At 71.4% G+C, this 15,850-nt stretch carries 14 protein-coding genes; 9 read left to right on the forward strand and 5 right to left on the reverse strand.

What is annotated here, in order from left to right; translation table 11 throughout:
• Nucleotides 1-64 precede the first annotated feature (64 nt).
• On the forward strand, nucleotides 65-727 hold the full coding sequence (locus AH6_RS19500; protein ID WP_067481825.1) for a PIG-L deacetylase family protein: 663 nt from the start codon (nucleotides 65-67) through the stop codon (nucleotides 725-727).
• Nucleotides 728-958: 231 nt separating this feature from the next.
• On the opposite strand, the gene AH6_RS19505 is transcribed toward AH6_RS19500, so the two are convergent.
• The 3 genes from AH6_RS19505 to AH6_RS19515 form a co-directional block, all read right to left on the reverse strand.
• Nucleotides 959-1,324, reverse strand: a complete 366-nt coding sequence (locus AH6_RS19505; protein ID WP_067481827.1) for a zinc finger domain-containing protein — start codon at nucleotides 1,322-1,324, stop codon at nucleotides 959-961.
• A gap of 296 nt (nucleotides 1,325-1,620) precedes the next feature.
• On the reverse strand, nucleotides 1,621-1,929 hold the full coding sequence (locus tag AH6_RS19510; RefSeq protein ID WP_067481829.1) for a DivIVA domain-containing protein: 309 nt from the start codon (nucleotides 1,927-1,929) through the stop codon (nucleotides 1,621-1,623).
• A gap of 9 nt (nucleotides 1,930-1,938) precedes the next feature.
• Nucleotides 1,939-2,745 (reverse strand): methyltransferase domain-containing protein, encoded by an 807-nt coding sequence (locus AH6_RS19515; RefSeq protein WP_083983189.1) that lies wholly within the window; start codon nucleotides 2,743-2,745, stop codon nucleotides 1,939-1,941.
• Between the two features lie 209 nt (nucleotides 2,746-2,954).
• On the opposite strand from AH6_RS19515, the gene AH6_RS19520 reads away from it, so the two are divergent.
• A complete protein-coding gene (locus tag AH6_RS19520) occupies nucleotides 2,955-4,415 on the forward strand; it encodes a peptide deformylase (RefSeq protein ID WP_281180264.1) in 1,461 nt (486 codons plus the stop codon).
• A gap of 26 nt (nucleotides 4,416-4,441) precedes the next feature.
• On the opposite strand, the gene AH6_RS19525 is transcribed toward AH6_RS19520, so the two are convergent.
• Both AH6_RS19525 and AH6_RS19530 read right to left on the reverse strand, forming a co-directional pair.
• The gene (locus AH6_RS19525; RefSeq protein ID WP_067481833.1) at nucleotides 4,442-5,563 is read right to left on the reverse strand and encodes an NAD(P)/FAD-dependent oxidoreductase; all 1,122 of its coding nucleotides are present in this window, start codon (nucleotides 5,561-5,563) and stop codon (nucleotides 4,442-4,444) included.
• A 4-nt stretch (nucleotides 5,564-5,567) separates the two neighbouring features.
• A complete protein-coding gene (locus AH6_RS19530; protein WP_157431579.1) occupies nucleotides 5,568-7,052 on the reverse strand; it encodes an NsdA family TPR-like regulatory protein in 1,485 nt (494 codons plus the stop codon).
• A 411-nt stretch (nucleotides 7,053-7,463) separates the two neighbouring features.
• On the opposite strand from AH6_RS19530, the gene AH6_RS19535 reads away from it, so the two are divergent.
• The 7 genes from AH6_RS19535 (at nucleotide 7,464) to AH6_RS19565 (ending at nucleotide 15,437) form a co-directional block, all read left to right on the forward strand.
• Entirely contained in the window at nucleotides 7,464-8,879 is a 1,416-nt protein-coding gene (locus AH6_RS19535) for a cytochrome P450 family protein (protein ID WP_067481837.1), read from the forward strand.
• Between the two features lie 91 nt (nucleotides 8,880-8,970).
• Complete coding sequence (locus AH6_RS19540) at nucleotides 8,971-10,257, forward strand: cytochrome P450 (RefSeq protein ID WP_083983192.1); 1,287 nt, start codon at nucleotides 8,971-8,973, stop codon at nucleotides 10,255-10,257.
• Between the two features lie 180 nt (nucleotides 10,258-10,437).
• Complete coding sequence (locus AH6_RS19545) at nucleotides 10,438-11,643, forward strand: CPBP family intramembrane glutamic endopeptidase (RefSeq protein ID WP_067481839.1); 1,206 nt, start codon at nucleotides 10,438-10,440, stop codon at nucleotides 11,641-11,643.
• Nucleotides 11,640-13,838 (forward strand): tetratricopeptide repeat protein, encoded by a 2,199-nt coding sequence (locus tag AH6_RS19550; protein WP_067481841.1) that lies wholly within the window; start codon nucleotides 11,640-11,642, stop codon nucleotides 13,836-13,838. The genes AH6_RS19545 and AH6_RS19550 overlap by 4 nt, the downstream gene beginning before the upstream one ends.
• A 32-nt stretch (nucleotides 13,839-13,870) precedes the next feature.
• A complete protein-coding gene (locus AH6_RS19555; protein ID WP_067481843.1) occupies nucleotides 13,871-14,212 on the forward strand; it encodes a hypothetical protein in 342 nt (113 codons plus the stop codon).
• Nucleotides 14,213-14,406: 194 nt separating this feature from the next.
• Nucleotides 14,407-14,739, forward strand: coding sequence for a hypothetical protein (locus AH6_RS19560; RefSeq protein WP_067481845.1), 333 nt, complete (start codon nucleotides 14,407-14,409; stop codon nucleotides 14,737-14,739).
• Nucleotides 14,736-15,437, forward strand: coding sequence for a hypothetical protein (locus tag AH6_RS19565; RefSeq protein ID WP_067481847.1), 702 nt, complete (start codon nucleotides 14,736-14,738; stop codon nucleotides 15,435-15,437). Before AH6_RS19560 ends, AH6_RS19565 begins: the two co-directional genes overlap by 4 nt.
• The last annotated feature ends 413 nt before the right edge of the window (nucleotides 15,438-15,850 follow it).

A 15,850-nucleotide genomic window follows, 5' to 3' on the forward strand; every position in this document is an offset into this window, starting at 1 on the left:
CGGGCGCGCCCGTGTTTCTCCGGGCCGCTCTCTACCGCATCTGCCCGCCGAAGGAGGAGGCTAGGTGACGACCGTCCTCATCGTGGTAGCGCACCCCGACGACGCCGAGATCGCGATGGGCATGCGCATGCTCGCGCACGCCCGCGACGGTGACCGCGTCCACGTGCACTGCCTAACCACCGGCGACCACGCTCCCGGCCACGCCTCAGAGCGTGGCCTGGTCCGTCGGAACGAATGTCTCGCGGCCGGCAAGCTGCTCGGCGTCTCGGAATACACCTTCTCCGCCATCCGCGACAGCCGGTTCACCGATCACCGAGGCGAGATCAACGCCGCCCTGGTCAATCTGGTCGACCACACCCGACCCGACATCGTCTACACCCACTATCCCGCCGACCAGCACCTCGACCACACCACCACCGGAACCGAAGCCACCGCCGTCGCCCTGCGTGGAGCCGCGAACCTGCGCTACTTCCGCTCGCCCTACAGCATCGACTTCGAGCCGACCCTGTTCTTCATGGGCACCCCCGACCTCCTACGCGCCAAGACCAAAGCGCTCGACTGCTTCTCCTCCCAACGGCAACTCGACATGAACCTCTACCAGCAACTCGCCGAAGTCACCTACCGGCAGCACCTCCACCACCGCATCACAGCTCAGTTCCCACCCGAAGTCGACTGCGCCGAACTTTTCCTCATCGCCAGGCAAATCGAGTTCACAAAAGCCGGATGAAGCCGCCGCCACCAGCAACGGCTCGCACCGCCCCCGGCTCTTCCTGTCCACCGGGACAGCTTCATCGATGTTGATCCAGGCGAGGCCCACAGGCGTCACGTAGCCAATCCGGTACTGCTCGACGTCGATCAAGGCGTTCGGAGCGGTGATCACACAGTGCTCCTGGGCGGGGAAACATCGCCGCCCGAAGAGTGCACGACGCAGGCCTTCGACAGCGACTCAGAGCGGTCCTTACAAGCCGTTCTCGCGGTGTTGCCGAGCCGAAGACCGGCCGCGGGTCGTCGCGGCCTCGCGGCGGCCGGCGAACAACTCGTCCATGCGGTTGCGCGCGCCGCCCGCGACCGGTTCGGCGGCGCCGGCGAGATAGTCCTGGAGCTGGCGCTGCTCGACGGCGTCGCGTGAGGGGCGCTGCCCCTTCTCAGCGGCGGCGCGGACGCGGTCGGCGTGCGCGCCGACGGTTTCACCGCGCTGGTTCCGGCACGCGGTGCCCGCCCTGGCAAGACAACGCGGGCACCGTACCTCGTTGGGCCGCACGTCGCGCAGCTGGACCGTGGGCCGCTTCTCCCGGACCGGCTTCTTCTGTCCCGGCTTGCCCATAACGACCATCGGCCGCAGCGGCCTTCTGATCCGACAGCGCGGCGAGCTGCTCCAGTTCGGCTCTGGTCTTGAGCACCTGCCGGTAGGCGGCGTCGCGGGCCTCGCGCTCGGCATGGCGGGGTGCCGCGCCTCCCTTCCCCATGGCGATGACCGTAGAGCACGCTGCCCGTCCCCGCCTCCGAACCCTGCCGGCTGTATCTCGCGAACATCCATACAGGGAGCAGAGCCTGGCCGTCTGGCCGGGCCCTGCTCCTTTGAGTGCCCTTCGAGGTCTTTCAATCGCGCCCGGCGCGGCGCTAGGAGCCTGCCGCGAGCGCGTCGCGCTGGCGGATCGCCTCGTCGCGCTGACGGGTGAGTTCGGCGATCGTCTCGGCGGCCTTCTGCATGAAGGCGTCGACTTCGGGGGTGTGGTAGCCCGACAGCAGCCGCGGCACGGTGAAGGTGGTGGCGGCGACGTCGCCGGGGGTGAGCAGGACGGGGGCGGCGGCGTGGGCGGGCTTGGCTTCGTCCTGGGCGCTGCGGTCTTCCACGGCTGCGGTGAGCTGCTCGACCTGGCGGGTGAGGGCGGCGAGCTGGGCCTTGATGGCGGCGGTGTCGTCGGTCATGGGACTGTCCTAACACGCCCGGTCGCCGGCAGGAGGGACTTCGGTGTGGCTGGGGGTTTCGGTGTAGGCCATCTCCGCCAGGTAGAACCCGACGGGGCCGGAGTAGGTGACCTCGCCGAGCGTCCATGCGCTGCCCTCCAGCAGAACGGCGAGATCGTCAGGGGTGACCAGCAGCCGGTTGAACCAGGCCGACTTCCAGGTGCGGTAGCGGACCCGCATGCGGACCTGGCCGGGCAGCCGGCCGCGTTTGCGGTTGGTCTGGTGGTAGGCGCGGTGTTCGGGCAGCGGGTTGCGGGTGGGGTCGTGGCCGATGGCCAGGAGCTGCGCGCCAGGCCGGGCGAGACGGGCGAGGCTGTACAGGACGGCGGGCGCCTCCTCGCGCGAGCCGAGCAGGCCGAGGTTCCCGCCGAGCAGTGCGATGGTGTCGAACCGGCCGATGTCACCGGGGTCCAGGACGGTGCCGAGCCGGGCGTCGAGGCCCTGCGCCTGGGCGACGGCAACGGCACCGGCGGACGGGTCGATCCCGATGACCTCACGGTCGCCGTCCATGGCGAGCATGTGTCGGCCAGCCGCGCATCCGATGTCCAGGACGCGGCCTCGGGCCAGCGCGACGGCGCGACGCTCGGCGGCGGGCCACTCGTCGGGGCTGGTGTAGTAACGGTACATGTCCTCTAAGGACACGCAGCCGTCCTCGCGTTCGATGACCTGCAGGACGCGCCCCGGAGCGGGGCCGAGGTCGTACAGGTCGCGGATGGCTGCGCCGAAACCGTCGTCGGGGGCGGCCTCGCCGTCGATGGTGCGCACGGGACGGGTCACGTCGACCTCCGGAGCTCAGGGCCACGGCGCGGGAGTGAGCCGCGGCTTCATGAGGACACGCCAGCTCTGGAGGGTGAGGACAGAGTGAGCTACCGTCATTCACGGTTCATTCACACCGCCACGGGCGTTCACGGCCGCCCGCACCCGGAGGGAGGCCCGCCAAGGTGACCAATATCCCACCGGCCCAACCGGAACCGTTTGGGCAGATCGTGAAGCGATGGCGGCAAGCGCGCCGGATGACCAGCACCGCGCTGGCCGACGCGATGGGCTTCACCCGCACCTATGTGTCGCACGTCGAGCACGGGCGAGCGCCCGGATCGGCAGCGTTCGCCCGCAAGGCCGACGAGGCCCTGCACGCCGGCGGCGAGATCTGGCAGGCATGGACGACGTCGGCGGGCGGGACCGGCGGCGAGACGGGTGGCCGGGCACCGGTGACGGCGCGCGGCACGGGCGGTCTGATCGTCGAGGACGACCAGGCCGAGCTGCGCTACGACGGCCAGGTGTTCACCGCGACCATGCGCCGCACCATCTACAACGCCGGACCCGACCCGGTGACCCGCTACCTGGTGCGGATCTCGGTCGACCGCCACCCCGGCGACCCGGCCGCCGCGATGCGCCTGTACCGGGCGCACCCGCTGACCTTCGACGACCTGCAGCTCACCGCGCGTTGCAACGGCGAACCGATGAGCTGGCGGCCCAAACATGACCGCGACAGCTTCAAGGAGGTCTGGCTGTGCTTTGACAACGGCGACGGCCGGTTCCCGCTGTACCCGGGGGAGCGGGCGGTGCTGGAGTACTCCTACCGTGTATCGGACCAGCTGTGGGGGCCGTGGTTCCAGCGCGCGGTGCGGCTGCCGACCCACCGCCTGTCGGTGCGGCTGGTGTTCCCCGCCGGCCTGGATCCCAGGGTGTGGGGAACCGAGACCTCCGAGACCGCCGAAGCCGTCCCGCTGCACACGCCCGTCGAACACAGCACCACCGCCAGCCCAGACGGCGAGGTGGCGGTGTTCGAGTGGCGCACCTCCAATCCGCCGCTGAACGCCCGCTACCGGCTGGAGTGGGCGCTGCGCGGCCGCCCCGCCGACGGCGGGCACGGCCCGGACCTGCGAACGCCCAGCGACCGGATGCGCGCTGCCGGGATCGTCCAGCAAGGCGACCCGATCCTGGGCAGGGCCGCAGTGCCCTTCGACCTACCGGCCGAGACCGAACAGGCGCGCCGGCTCGTCGACGAGCTGCTCGCCGCGATGGTCCGGGTCCGCGAGCACCACGTGTTCGGCAAGGGCATGGGCCTGGCCGCCCCGCAGATCGGATCACCGCGGGCGGCCGCCATCGTCCAGCCGCCCGGCGACGACGCCGAACCCGTCGTGCTGCTCAACCCGAACATCATCGCCGAGTCCGCCGAGCACGACGAGCAGTACGAAGGATGCCTCAGCCTTTTCGACGTGCGCGGCATGGTGCCTTCTGCGCTGCGGCTGGAGGTCGAACACACCGCCCTCGACGGCACCCCGACCATCACCGTCTTCACCGACGCCATGGCGCGCCTGGTCCGCCACGAAGTCGACCACCTCGCCGGGCACTTGTACCTGGACCGGATGCGACCCGGCGTGACACCGATCAGCGTCGCCGAATATCGCGGCGCCGGCCACCCCTGGAGCTATCGCGCGCGCTGACCGCTTGCCCGCCAAGGACGGTGCGGCTAAAAACGCCCCGGTCGGTAGGCGGCGAGGACCTCAGCAGTTTCATCGGCGAGGATTTCCCGGCTGGTCAAGCGGGCCAGATGTGGGCCGAGAGTCATGCCGCTGTGGGTGACGACGGTGTACAGCCCCTCTTGCTGCCAGCCGATCAGGGGCCGGTCATCGGTGGGTAGTGGGCGGACGCAGCGTTTGGCCTGGGCGATACGGGCGTTCAGGCCCGGCAGGAGACGGCGTGCTCGGTCGAGCAGTTCGGCGGCCAGCTCGTCGAGGTGGGGTTGCGGAGTGGTCATGTCGATGTCGGTGTCCAGGTCGCTGGCCTCCAGCAGTAGCCGCTGACCGATGGTGGAACGTAGATAGAGGTCGGGGGTGTGCAGCAGCCCGGTCACCATGCCGGGTGCCGACGTGGTGGTGGCGATCAGGCAGGGGGCAGGTGAGCGGGGTTCGGTGGCGTCGGCCAGGGCGAGCTGCAGGCCGATCGTTGCCAGCAGGATAGGAGAGCGCCATCCTGCTGCGCAGATGGTGACGTCGGCGACCAGGTCCTGCCCAGAGGCCAACCGAACGCCGGTCACCTGGCTACCACGGGAGATCAACCGTGCCACCTGTTCTTTCAGTACGGTGGCTCCGGCTCGGCTGGCTCGGTCGAGCAGTGCCTGTACTGCGGGGATGCCGTCCGCATAGCCTTCGCCGGGGTAGTGGGCGATCACCGCTTCTGGAGCAGGACGGCGAGCGGCGGGCTCAAGGTGCTGAAGCTGCGCCTCGGTAATGAGGCGGGCGGGGTAGTTGTGGGCGGCCAGCGCGTTGACCCGGGCGGCCAGTCGTTTCCGCGCCGAGGCGGCGGTGGCCCAGGTGATGTTGCCGACGGGACGGTACCAGGCTGGGTTGCTGAATCCGGCCGCCAGTTCCTGCCAGGTCCGCAGGGCTGCCACGCGCAGCGAGTGGTAGGCGAGGTCGCTTGGGTCGTTGGCGTTGAGCCAGGCCAAGCTGGTGCCGCTGGTGCCAGAACCGGGTGGATGGTCGTCGATCACCGTGATCTGTACAGGCGAGGAGGCGGCAAGGCCGTCGTGGACGAGGCGGTCGGCCAGCGCGGCGCCGATGATCCCCGCGCCGACGATGATGATGCGCATCCGGTCAGGGTTGCAGTTCGCGGCTGATAGCGCTGCGGGTGTAGGCCTCGATGGCTCCTTGGAGTTGCTGGGCGGTTGGGGTGCCGCGGTAGCGGGGATCGGCCAAGCATCGCCTGACCAGGTTCAACGCGCCGAGTGAGGTGTCCAAGCGCTGTTCGGGTGGCAGGGTGAAGACCGGGCCGATCATCTCGGCCGCGCCGTCAAGCTCACCGCTTTGCAGGTGCGCGCGGGTGGCGTCGAGCCGGGCTAGTACTTCGGCGCCGTAGAAGCGTTCCTCCACCGGCAGTTCCTCAAACAGCGCAAGCGCATGGCTGCTCTCGGCGAGCGCGATCTCAGGCTGGCGCAGTTCCAAGTGTGTGGTTCCGGCCAGGTAGTGCTGCTGGGCGGTGTTGAGGCCGAGCAGACCACCAATCTGGTCGGGTGCCGAGACGAGCTCGCGTCGGGTGCGCCAGTTGTCCAGTGCCTCCTCGGCTTCAGCGACGCGGCCGACACGGGCATGGGCACGGGCTTGCAGGAGAGCGAGAAGGACCGGGGCATTGTCGTGAACGGAGAGACGCAGACCATCGGAGGCCAGATCGGCCGACGCCAGATAATCGCCTTCCCAGTAGGCGGTCTTGGCCTGAACGACGCGCGCCCACGCGCGCGCCCCGGGGTGGTCGGCCGCCTCGGCGCAGGACCAGGCCGCGGTGGCATGGTCCATCGCGGCCAGATGGTTGCCCAGATCCCCAGTCATCCAGCCGAGCATCCCGCACGCGAAGGACGCCGCCACATAGAGATCGCGGCTCTGGGTGGGGCTCTGTCGTCCCTGGAGCAGGGTGAAGATGCGGGTCCGGGTCTTGCGCGTGCGCTGGAGCAGAGGGACCGGAGGTAGCCACAGGTAGGCGTGGGCGGTGCCCCGTAGGGTGCGGAATAGCTCTTGGATCAGGTCGTCGGTGACGTTGGTGGAGCGGGTCCAGTCAGCTAGTTCGAGTGACTCCTCGGCTGCTCGTGTCAGGATGCTGTCCGCTTCTCCTCCTAGGAGGTCGCGGGCAGGCGACAGAGTGCTTTGGGTGTTCAGCACCGGTTGCCGGTGCAGCGATGCGCGTACGGCGTGATACTCGTGCCGGTCCTCTTCTGTCATTGCAGCCAAGTCGACCAGATCCACCAGCCGGTCCCAGGTCGTGCCGTAGAGCCGGGCCAGCATCTGCAGATTCGGAACGGTGACGCGCCGCCCGCCGCCCTCGGCAGGCCACTGCTCCATCTCCCAGATGCGGGTCTTGCTCATCGAAGCGCGTTCGTCCAGGCGTCGGGCGTTGATCCTGTCGGCCACCTTTTGCAAGGACAGACCGACCCCCAGCCGCCACGCCTCTCGCGGCCGTTTGCCGCAGGCATTGATCAGGTCTTGCGCGATCTGCTCTGGAACGCTCTGATCATCGAAGCCGAGCGCGATCAAACGCGCGCGCAGTCTTTCGATGTATTCGCGGCTCGCTCGCCGTGGCGGTGCGCTCACCGGCACTCCCGCATATCCGAGGGGACGTCGTCTTCTCCAGTGTGCCCTCTCCCTCAGCATCGCCTGCGGCCAGTTGGAACATAACACGTCTGCGGCCCGGACGTTCGTTGCCCATAACAAGCATTTTTGCAGGTAGAAGTGCTGTGGTTCCCGAACGAAATGTTTGGAGAGCGGGGACGCGCATCAAAGCACCGACCCCGTTAGATCGACCTACCCACATTAGTTCCCTGGTGTCTCCCCCGATCTGACAGGCCCTTTGCGATGTCCCTTCCACCGACTTCCTCCGTGGGTGACCGACCAGTTTCCTCGCCCGACCTGCCCGCGCTTGCTGTGACCGCCGCACTGTGACCGCCGTGTGGTCTGGTGCCCCGCAGCCGGACCGCGCGGTCCCACCAAGCTGGAGTCCCTGCGATGTCCCCGCTTCCCCCGCTTCCCCCGACACCCCCGGACCAGCCGCTGCCGTCCGACGGCCAGGGCTTGGTCGCGCTGTATGACCCTGGCGTCATCGCCTATCCCGAGCAGACCTATGAGCACCTGCTGGCCCGCTACGGCTCGCTGGCGCCGGTGGTGATCGCCCCCGGCGTGCCGGTGTGGTTGGCGTTGGACTTCCAGCGCATCACCAGCATCTGCCGCACTCCGCACCTGTGGACGCGCGACACCCGCGCCTGGCGCCTGTGGGCCGAGGGGCGTATCGGTGACCAGGCCGAGATCCTGGCGATGCTGTCATGGCGCCCGAACCTGCTGTTCGCCGAGGAGGCCGAGCACGGCCGGCTGCGGCGGCCGGTCACCGATGCGCTCAAGGGCTTGGATGTGAAGTGGGTCGCGGCCCGCACGGGCCAGGTGGTGCAGCGCCTGATCGCCGAATTCGCCGCCGACGGGCACGCCGACCTGGTCGGCCAGTACTGCCGCCCGCTGGTGCGCACCATGATGGGCGAGCTTTTCGGACTGACTCCTGACAGCACCCGGCGGCTGACGGACCTGGTAACGCGGATCTGGGACGGAGCCGACGCGCCGACGGCTCTGGGGAATCTGGAGCACCTGCTGAGCGGGGTGATCGCTGACCGGCAGCGGCTGCTGGCCACCGGGCGGCGTCTTCCGGCCGACTTCACCTCGGCGCTGGTGAGCGCGCCCGGCCTGGGCAGCGTGGAGGAGATGATCCAGACGATGGTGGTGACGATCGGCGCGGGCTGCGAGCCGACCGCCAACCTGATCAGCTCCGCGGTCGCGCTGTCGCTGACCGACCCGGCGGTCGCCGCCGCGCTGGCCGACGGGGAGATGCAGCTTCCCGACCTGCTGCACTTCACCCTGCGGCAGCAACCGCCGATCACCCACTACCCGGGGCTGGTGGCCACCCGCGACAACATCTATCCCGGTGTGCGCGCCGGCGACCTGGTGCTGCTGGGGCTGGCGGCGGCCGGTCTGCCAACCCCGGCCTTGCACCCGATGGATCCGCGTGGCCTGCACATCGGCAACCGCAGCGGGGTGGGGTTCGGTGCCGGGGACCACGCCTGCCCGGCCCAGCACATAGCGCTGCTGATCGCCCACATCGCCATCGCCGAGCTGCGTGCGGCGCTACCCGGCCTGAGCTCCCAGCAGCGCCCCCAGGACCTGCGGCACCGGCAGTCGGTCTTCGCCCGCGCCCTGATGGACCTGCCGGTCACCTTCACCGCCCAACACGCCCAGCGCCCGGCCCCCGCCTCTCGCACCTCGGCCCGTCAGCATCCGGCGACCGCGGCGTCCCCGCCCTGGCAAGCCCGGCGCACGACCCCGTCCCGGCCGCCGTCCCGGTTGTTGCGGTTGCCGTTCATGCGCCGGCGGTCCCGGTAGCGGGCGCGGCCGCCGCCGGGACCGCCGGTCCCACTCGCTCCTGCTCTGCCCTGTCCTGTCCTGTCTTCGCCCTGCCTTGAGGAGGTCTCCCTTGGGTTCTGACGATGGCCGTTGGCGCTTCCCGGTCGACGCCGACTTCAGCGAGCTGACCGCTGAGCTGCTGGCGCGCGGCTCGGTGCTGGAGGTCGATCTGCTGGGTGTGCCGGTGTTGGCGGTCACCGGCCACCGCGCCATCGAGCAGGTGCTGCGCGAGGCGACCACCGGCACCGCCATCAGCAAGAACCCGGCGAACTGGCGGGCGTGGACGTCGGGGCGGGTGTCGGCCGACTGGTCGCTGCGCAGCTGGGTCGAGGTCGACAACATGTTCACCGCCGATCCCCCCGAGCTCTACAGGCTGCGGGGGCTGGCGCGGCCGCCGCTGGGCGCGCTGCGCCGCAGTGACCAGTGGCGGCCCGTCATCACCCGCGCCACCAACGCCGCGATCGACGACCTGCTCCAGACCGAGGAGCAGGTCGTCGACCTGCGGGCGACGTTCGCGCGGCGGATCCCGGCCGAGGTGATCAGCGAGCTGTTCGGCGTGCCCGGCCAGGACCGCCAGCATCTGCAGGAGTTGTGCTTGAAGGCGTTCGACGGCACCGTCGCCGACGGCGGCGCGGTCTACCGCGACCTGGCCGCTGTCTTCGGCGAGCTGATCCAGGCCCACGCCCGCCCCAGCAAGCGGATCGGCGCCGACCAGGTCCACGGCAGCTTGGCCAGCGTGCTGGGCGACGCGCACGCCAGCGGCCAGCTCACCCGCCAGCAGGCCGTCGACACCATGATGCTGATGGTCGGCGCGGGCCTGACCACCACCACCGACCTGCTCGGCAACGCCGTGCGCGCGTTGCTGACCCACCCCGACCAGCTCGCCGCGGTCATCGCCGCCAACCCCGCCAACCGCTGGACGGGCGTGGTGGAGGAGGTGCTGCGGTGGGCTCCCGCGATCGCGGCGCTGCCCTTCTACTACACCGCCCGCCCCTTCCGCATCGAGGGCACTCCGATCCCCGCGGGGGAGGCGCTGCTGCTGTGCTACGGCGCCGCCAACCGCGACCCCGACGCCCACGGCCCGCACGCCGACCGGTTCGATGTGGCCCGCCCGCGCGGGCGGCATCTGGCGTTCGGCGGTGGCCCGCACTTTTGCCTGGGTGCGGCGCTGGCCCGCACCACCGCCGAGATCGCGCTACGCCGCCTGTTCACCGACTGCGACCTGCAGCTGGCCGGGTCTCCGACGCCGGTGGCCGGACCGGTCGCGCACGGCTGGGCGCACATGCCCGTCCAGGTGGCCAGACGCCCCGACGCCCCGGCGCGGGCGGCACAGCCATGGGCCGGTGACGCGTCATGACCACCTTGACGACCGCCCCGATGACCGCCTTGTTTGCTCCTTCGCCCCGTCTGCTGGAGCACCAAGTCCAGCAGACGGCCTGCCCCGGCTAGGACGGCCGCCAGCAGCCGTCAGGCATCTGCCCTGATCACCACTGGCTCGATATCTCCCCGACACCTCCCACCACGACACGGATTCCACATGACCACCGGTTCCTCCGCCGAGCCCTCCGGCGGCTCCTCCACCGACTCCTGCCCAGCGACCCGGCCCCCGCGTCCGGACGCTTCCCACCCGGACGTTCCGGCGCTGAACGTGCGCGGCGCGCTCACCCGCATCCTGGCGATCAACGTCCTGGTCTTCACGGCCGGCGACGTGATCGGCTTGGACATGGTGGCGGATCTGCTGCCGCCCGCCAGCGCCTCGGCCGTCACGCTGCTGGGCACCGCCGCCTGGACCGCGGGCCTGCTGGCCCGGCGCCGCATGCCCCACCGCCGCGCAGCATGGATCGCGGTGCTGACGCTGGCGGCCGCAGGCTGCGCCCTGCCGATCTACGCCTCGCTCACCCACACCGACCACATCGCCCGGCCCGTCGCCGCGGTGGCGGTGACGATCGCGTCCACCTGGCTGTGCTGGATCGTGGTCACCGCCACCGGCCGCCCGCTGCCCGGCCTGCTGCCAGCGCGCCTGACGCCCGGCTCCCGTACCTGGCCGACGCCGCACGCCACACCGCAGCGGACCGCGCTGACGGTGGTGATGGTGGTGTGGATCTCGCTGGCGGCGGGCTGGGCCAGCGCCACCCTGTCCTCCGTGCTGAACCTGCCGACCTTCGCCGGCAGCCAAGCCGACGCGCTCGGCATCACCACTCACACCGAGTACCTGGTGCGCCTGGTCCGAGCTGGCCTGCTGGAAGAGCTGCCGATGGTCGCGGTGGTGGTGGTGCTGATGACGGCGGCGCGCCGTTCGGCCTGGCAGATCATCGCGCTGTCGGTGGCGCTGCGCCTGGCGCCCCACATGTATTTCGGCGCTGATGTGATCACTCTGGTGCCGTGGGCGGTGGTCCAGGCGTGGCTTTACTGGCGCACCGGCCTGCTGTGGCCGATCATCATCGGCCACCTGATCTACAACGTGCTCACGCTGGTGGAATTCGGCGTGCTGTCTGGCCGGCTGGTCGGGGCGTTTCTCTGCATCGGCGTCACCGCCGCGATGATGCGACCCGACCTCATCCCCGTCCGCCCCGGCCCCCACAACCTCGTCGCGCCACCGGCCACCGGCCACCGCCGCCGGGTACGGGCGGCGGTGCGACGAGCCCGAGATCGCTCCACACAACCGTCCGCCTCCTCGACGTCCGCCGCCTCGACGCCTTCCACCGCCTCGATGCCCGCGGCCAGCGACGAACCGGCTTCATGACCGGGACACGCAACGCCGCCACGGGCGACAGCGGCGTGGTGGTGCAGACCGGGTCGATCAGCGGCGGCCTGCACCTGCACCCCGCGCCGCTGCACCCCGCGCCGTTGCATCACGTGCCGTCTTCTGCGTCGTTGGGGCGTCCGGCGCCGATGATGGTGCCGCCCACCCCGTCCATGGTGGACCGCAGCGAGCTGGTGGAGCGGCTGCTGCGCGCCGGGCAGGACGCCGCGGCCGCCGACCGCCCGAGCGTGTGGGTGGTGTCGGGCGCGCCGGGGAGCGGCAAGTCGGCGCTGGTTCATCACGTCGCGGCCGCGCTGCGGGTGACGGCGGCCGACCCGGCCGCGATGCCGGTGCTGTGGACGGACCTGACCGACCCCGCCCTCCCGGCCGACCCGGCCCTGTCTGCCGCTTTGGTGCTGGGGTGGTGGCTGCGGGCGCTGGGCGACTACCCGCCGCCGGTCAGCCTGGCCGAGGCCGCCGCGACCTTCCGCACCGCGACCGCGGCGTCCCCGGTCGCGCCGATCGTGGTCATCGACGGCGTCGACACCACCGCGCAGATCGCCCCGCTGCTGCCCGCGCGCGGGCTGGTCCTGGCCACCAGCCGCCGTCGCCGCCTGCCCGGCTACGACCAACTCCCTGTCGACCCGCTGCCCCTGGACGCGGCCGTCACGCTGCTGACCGACCTCATCGGCGACCCCGCCCGCCGCGACCCGGCGGCCGTGCAGACCCTGGCCGCCTGCTGCGCCGGGCTTCCGCTGGTGCTGCGGCTGGCCGCCGCCCACGCCGTCCGCCTGGCTCCCCACCCCCTTTCCCGTGTCGTGGAGCTGCTGTCGGCACCCGCCGACCCCGCCTGCGACCTGCCGCCCCTGGAGCATGCCGTGACCGAAGCCATCCGCACCGCCGCCCGCGAACTCACCGCGCCCGCTCGCCGGGCGCTGCTCGTGCTCGCCCATCTGCCCGGGGCCATGTTCTCCTCGGCGGCCGCCGGGGCCGCGCTGGCCCTGGACGCCGCCCGCACCGACCGGCTCCTGTCGGAGCTCTACCAGGCCGACCTGGTGGATCACGAGGACCTGCAGTGGTGGATGCGCAAGCAGGTGACCGACTACGCCCGCACCGCCGCCGCCCAGGACGAGGTGGACCTGGAGGGCCTGGACCTGCGGGTGGCGGTGGCGCGGGCGATCCGCCACTACCTGCTGCAGGCCGCCCAGCAGGACCTGGTCCTGGCGCCGGGACGGATCCGCACCGCCTCCCTGTACGGCGCGTGCCTGCCCCCGCTGCGCACCGCCCACAACACCGCCCGCGCCACCGCGCCCGCCGACCGGCGCGCGGCGCTGGAGTGGCTGGGCGCCTGGGCGCCGGTGATCGTGGCCGCGCAGCGCCAGGCCGCCGAACAGGGCCTGCACGCCCTGGCCTGGCAGGCCGCCGAGGTCATGCAGGCCTACCTGGTGCACACCAAGGACTACATGTTGTGGCGGGTGCTGTGCCGGATCGCGGCGCCCTCGGCGCGCGCGTGCGCCGATCCGGGCGCCCAGGCCCGCATCCACATGCTCACCGGCGTGCTGGAGCGCCAGTGCGGCGACTACGACCTGGCCGAGCAGCACTACACCGACGCGAGCCAGTTGTTCACGCAGATCGGCGACCTGCTCGGCGAGGCGTCGGCGGCCGAGCACCAGGGCGCCACCCTGCTCCAGTCCGGTCGCCACGCCGAGGCGCTGCCGGTGCTGGAGCGCGGCCTGGCCCTCTACCAGGCCGTCCACCACCCGCGCGGCCAAGCCCTGCTGATGCGGCAGCTGGCCGTCGCGCTGTCACGCACCGGCAACTGGCAGCAGGCCACCCAGTACTTCGCCACCGTCGACGCCGTCCTGGCGTCGCTGGACGAGCCCTACCTGCGCTGGCGCAACGGCCTGGACAACGCCGCCGCCGAGCTGCACGCCGGGCACAGCGACGCCGCGCGCCAGGTCCTGGACCGCATCGCGCCGCTGTGGCCCGACCCCTCGGTGCCCGACCGCGCGCAGGAGCTGTGCCTGCGCGCCGCGATCTGCCTGCACGACCACGACCCGCAGCAGGCGCGCGCCCACTACGACCAGGCCACCGACCTGGCCGACGCCGCGGCCCTGCCCGACCGCCACTTCGTCCGCACCCGCCTGGCCGAAGTCGCCCGGCTGCTCCCGCCGCCCGCGCCCGACCAGCCCTGACCCTGCACCCGGAAGCCACCAAGGACTTCGACATGAACACCACACTCGGCCCCTCGGCCGACCTGCTGGGACACCTGGCCCAGCAGATGGCCTACACGCTGCTGTGGAACGCCGCCGCCGAACTGGCCCGCCACGGATACCAGGCGCACACCGCCCCGGGCCTGACGCTCTACCTCCACCCGCCCACCCGCACCGGCACGCGCCGCCTGGCCTGCCGGCCCCACGTCCTGGACCAGGAACGGCTGTGGATCTGCGAGGTCGACCTCAACACCGCCGCCGGTACCGGCAGCGACGGCGGCTGGTTGGTCCCGGCCCGCCCGGAGTACTGGGACGACCTGCGGACCGCCCTGCAGCCCCCGGGAGGCACCGCATGATCCCGCAGCGCACGACCCCGCCGCAGCGGCTCTCCGCCGTCGCCGAACGTCCACCGTGGCCTGTCGCACAGCCGGACCACAACCGGCATGACGCGCCCCCCGACGTAGTGCCTGGCACAGCGTTCTTGGATGTCGGGCCTAGGGAAGCCCCAGTCGCCACGCCCAGCACCACCCGGACGCCCCGGCCGGTCGGTATGGACGCCGTCCCGGACCCGGCGGCCGAGCCGGGAAGCCAACAGGGGAGTGGGCAAGGGCGTGACGACGCGCCCGACGCACCCGACACCTCGGGCAGGGACGGCGAGAAGTCCGCGGTCCAGGTCACGCCGCCCGGCCAGCAGCGGGAGCTGGAGGCGTTGCGGCACCGCTTCAATCCCAGCCGCCACGACCGGCCCGGTGGCATCGGCATCCTCTACCTGCCTGGCCATCCCCGTCCCTGGACCGCGGTGCACGGGCCGCACACCATCGCCGCACGCACTCCCGGCGAGTTACACGACCGTCTCTCCTCCAACTGGTGGACCCGCTCATGATCGATTTCCCTGCGCCGCCCGTCGGTCCCGGGCTCGGCGACGACCTGCACGCCGCATGGGTGCGCGAGGTCCTCGCCCGCGTGATCATGATGCCGTCGCGTGCCTGGTCGGTCACCCGGGCCGTTCGCGAGCCCGGCGGCCCCCCGGTGGACATCATCATGCTCGCCGAGGACTGGCGGGACGAGGACCTGGTGGTGGTCTGGATCCGCTACCCCGGCTCCTACACCGGCACCGTCGGCAGCCAGATCACCTGCACCGGCCGCTACTGCACCGACATGGTCGCCGCCTGGGCGGCCCAGACCCACCAGCTCGCCGACCTGGTCGAGACCATCGACACCTGCGTGAACGACGCGCAGGCCGCCTACCTGCGCTGGACCGCCGCCTACGGCCAAGCCGTGGTGCTGGGCGGCCTGGCCGTGGACAAGATCCGCGAAGCCCACGACGACGGCGTACTGGACGGGCAGGCCAGCCTGGGCGACCTGACCGGCTCCGACATCACCGCCATCGCCTCCGGTGCTCGCCCCTTCATCCCGCCCGGATGGGTTGAAGACGGATGGGAGCCGGCGCATCTCAGCGCCGCCCCCACCGCCCCATGGGATCTTGCAGGCAGCAGAAACTTCGACATCCCCGCCTGCCCCTGCCCGCCGACTCGGCGCCCGCACCAGCGGGCGAGCACGCCGACACCGACGAGCCGGTAGACGCCCAGCATCATGGTGCGCCTACTGCTCGCCGCCTTCGTCACCGCCTCCGCCGCGGCCTATCCGCACCTGCCTCTGGCGGTCATCCCCGCCCCCGCCCGGCCCAATCGACTGCCCCGCGCTTCACGCCTACCCGCCACCGATCCCTGCCGCCGGAGACCTTCATGACGCCCGCCCTACCGGTGCGGGCCTGCCCATGACCAGGCCCGCACCGCCGCGACTGCCCGGCGAACCCGCCGACCTGGACTGGACCAGGCACCGCACCCCAAACGGGCGCTTGATCGCCGAATCCTCTCCCCGCCAGCCGATCCAGTACCAGCTGCTGGCCGGCGGCGGACAACGGTGGATCCGCCGGATCGACCGCACCGGTCCCGATCCGGTCACCGTTGAGACCCGCCCCGGCCGCGCTAGGA

This window comes from Actinomadura hibisca NBRC 15177 (assembly GCF_001552635.1).
GTDB lineage: Bacteria > Actinomycetota > Actinomycetes > Streptosporangiales > Streptosporangiaceae > Spirillospora > Spirillospora hibisca.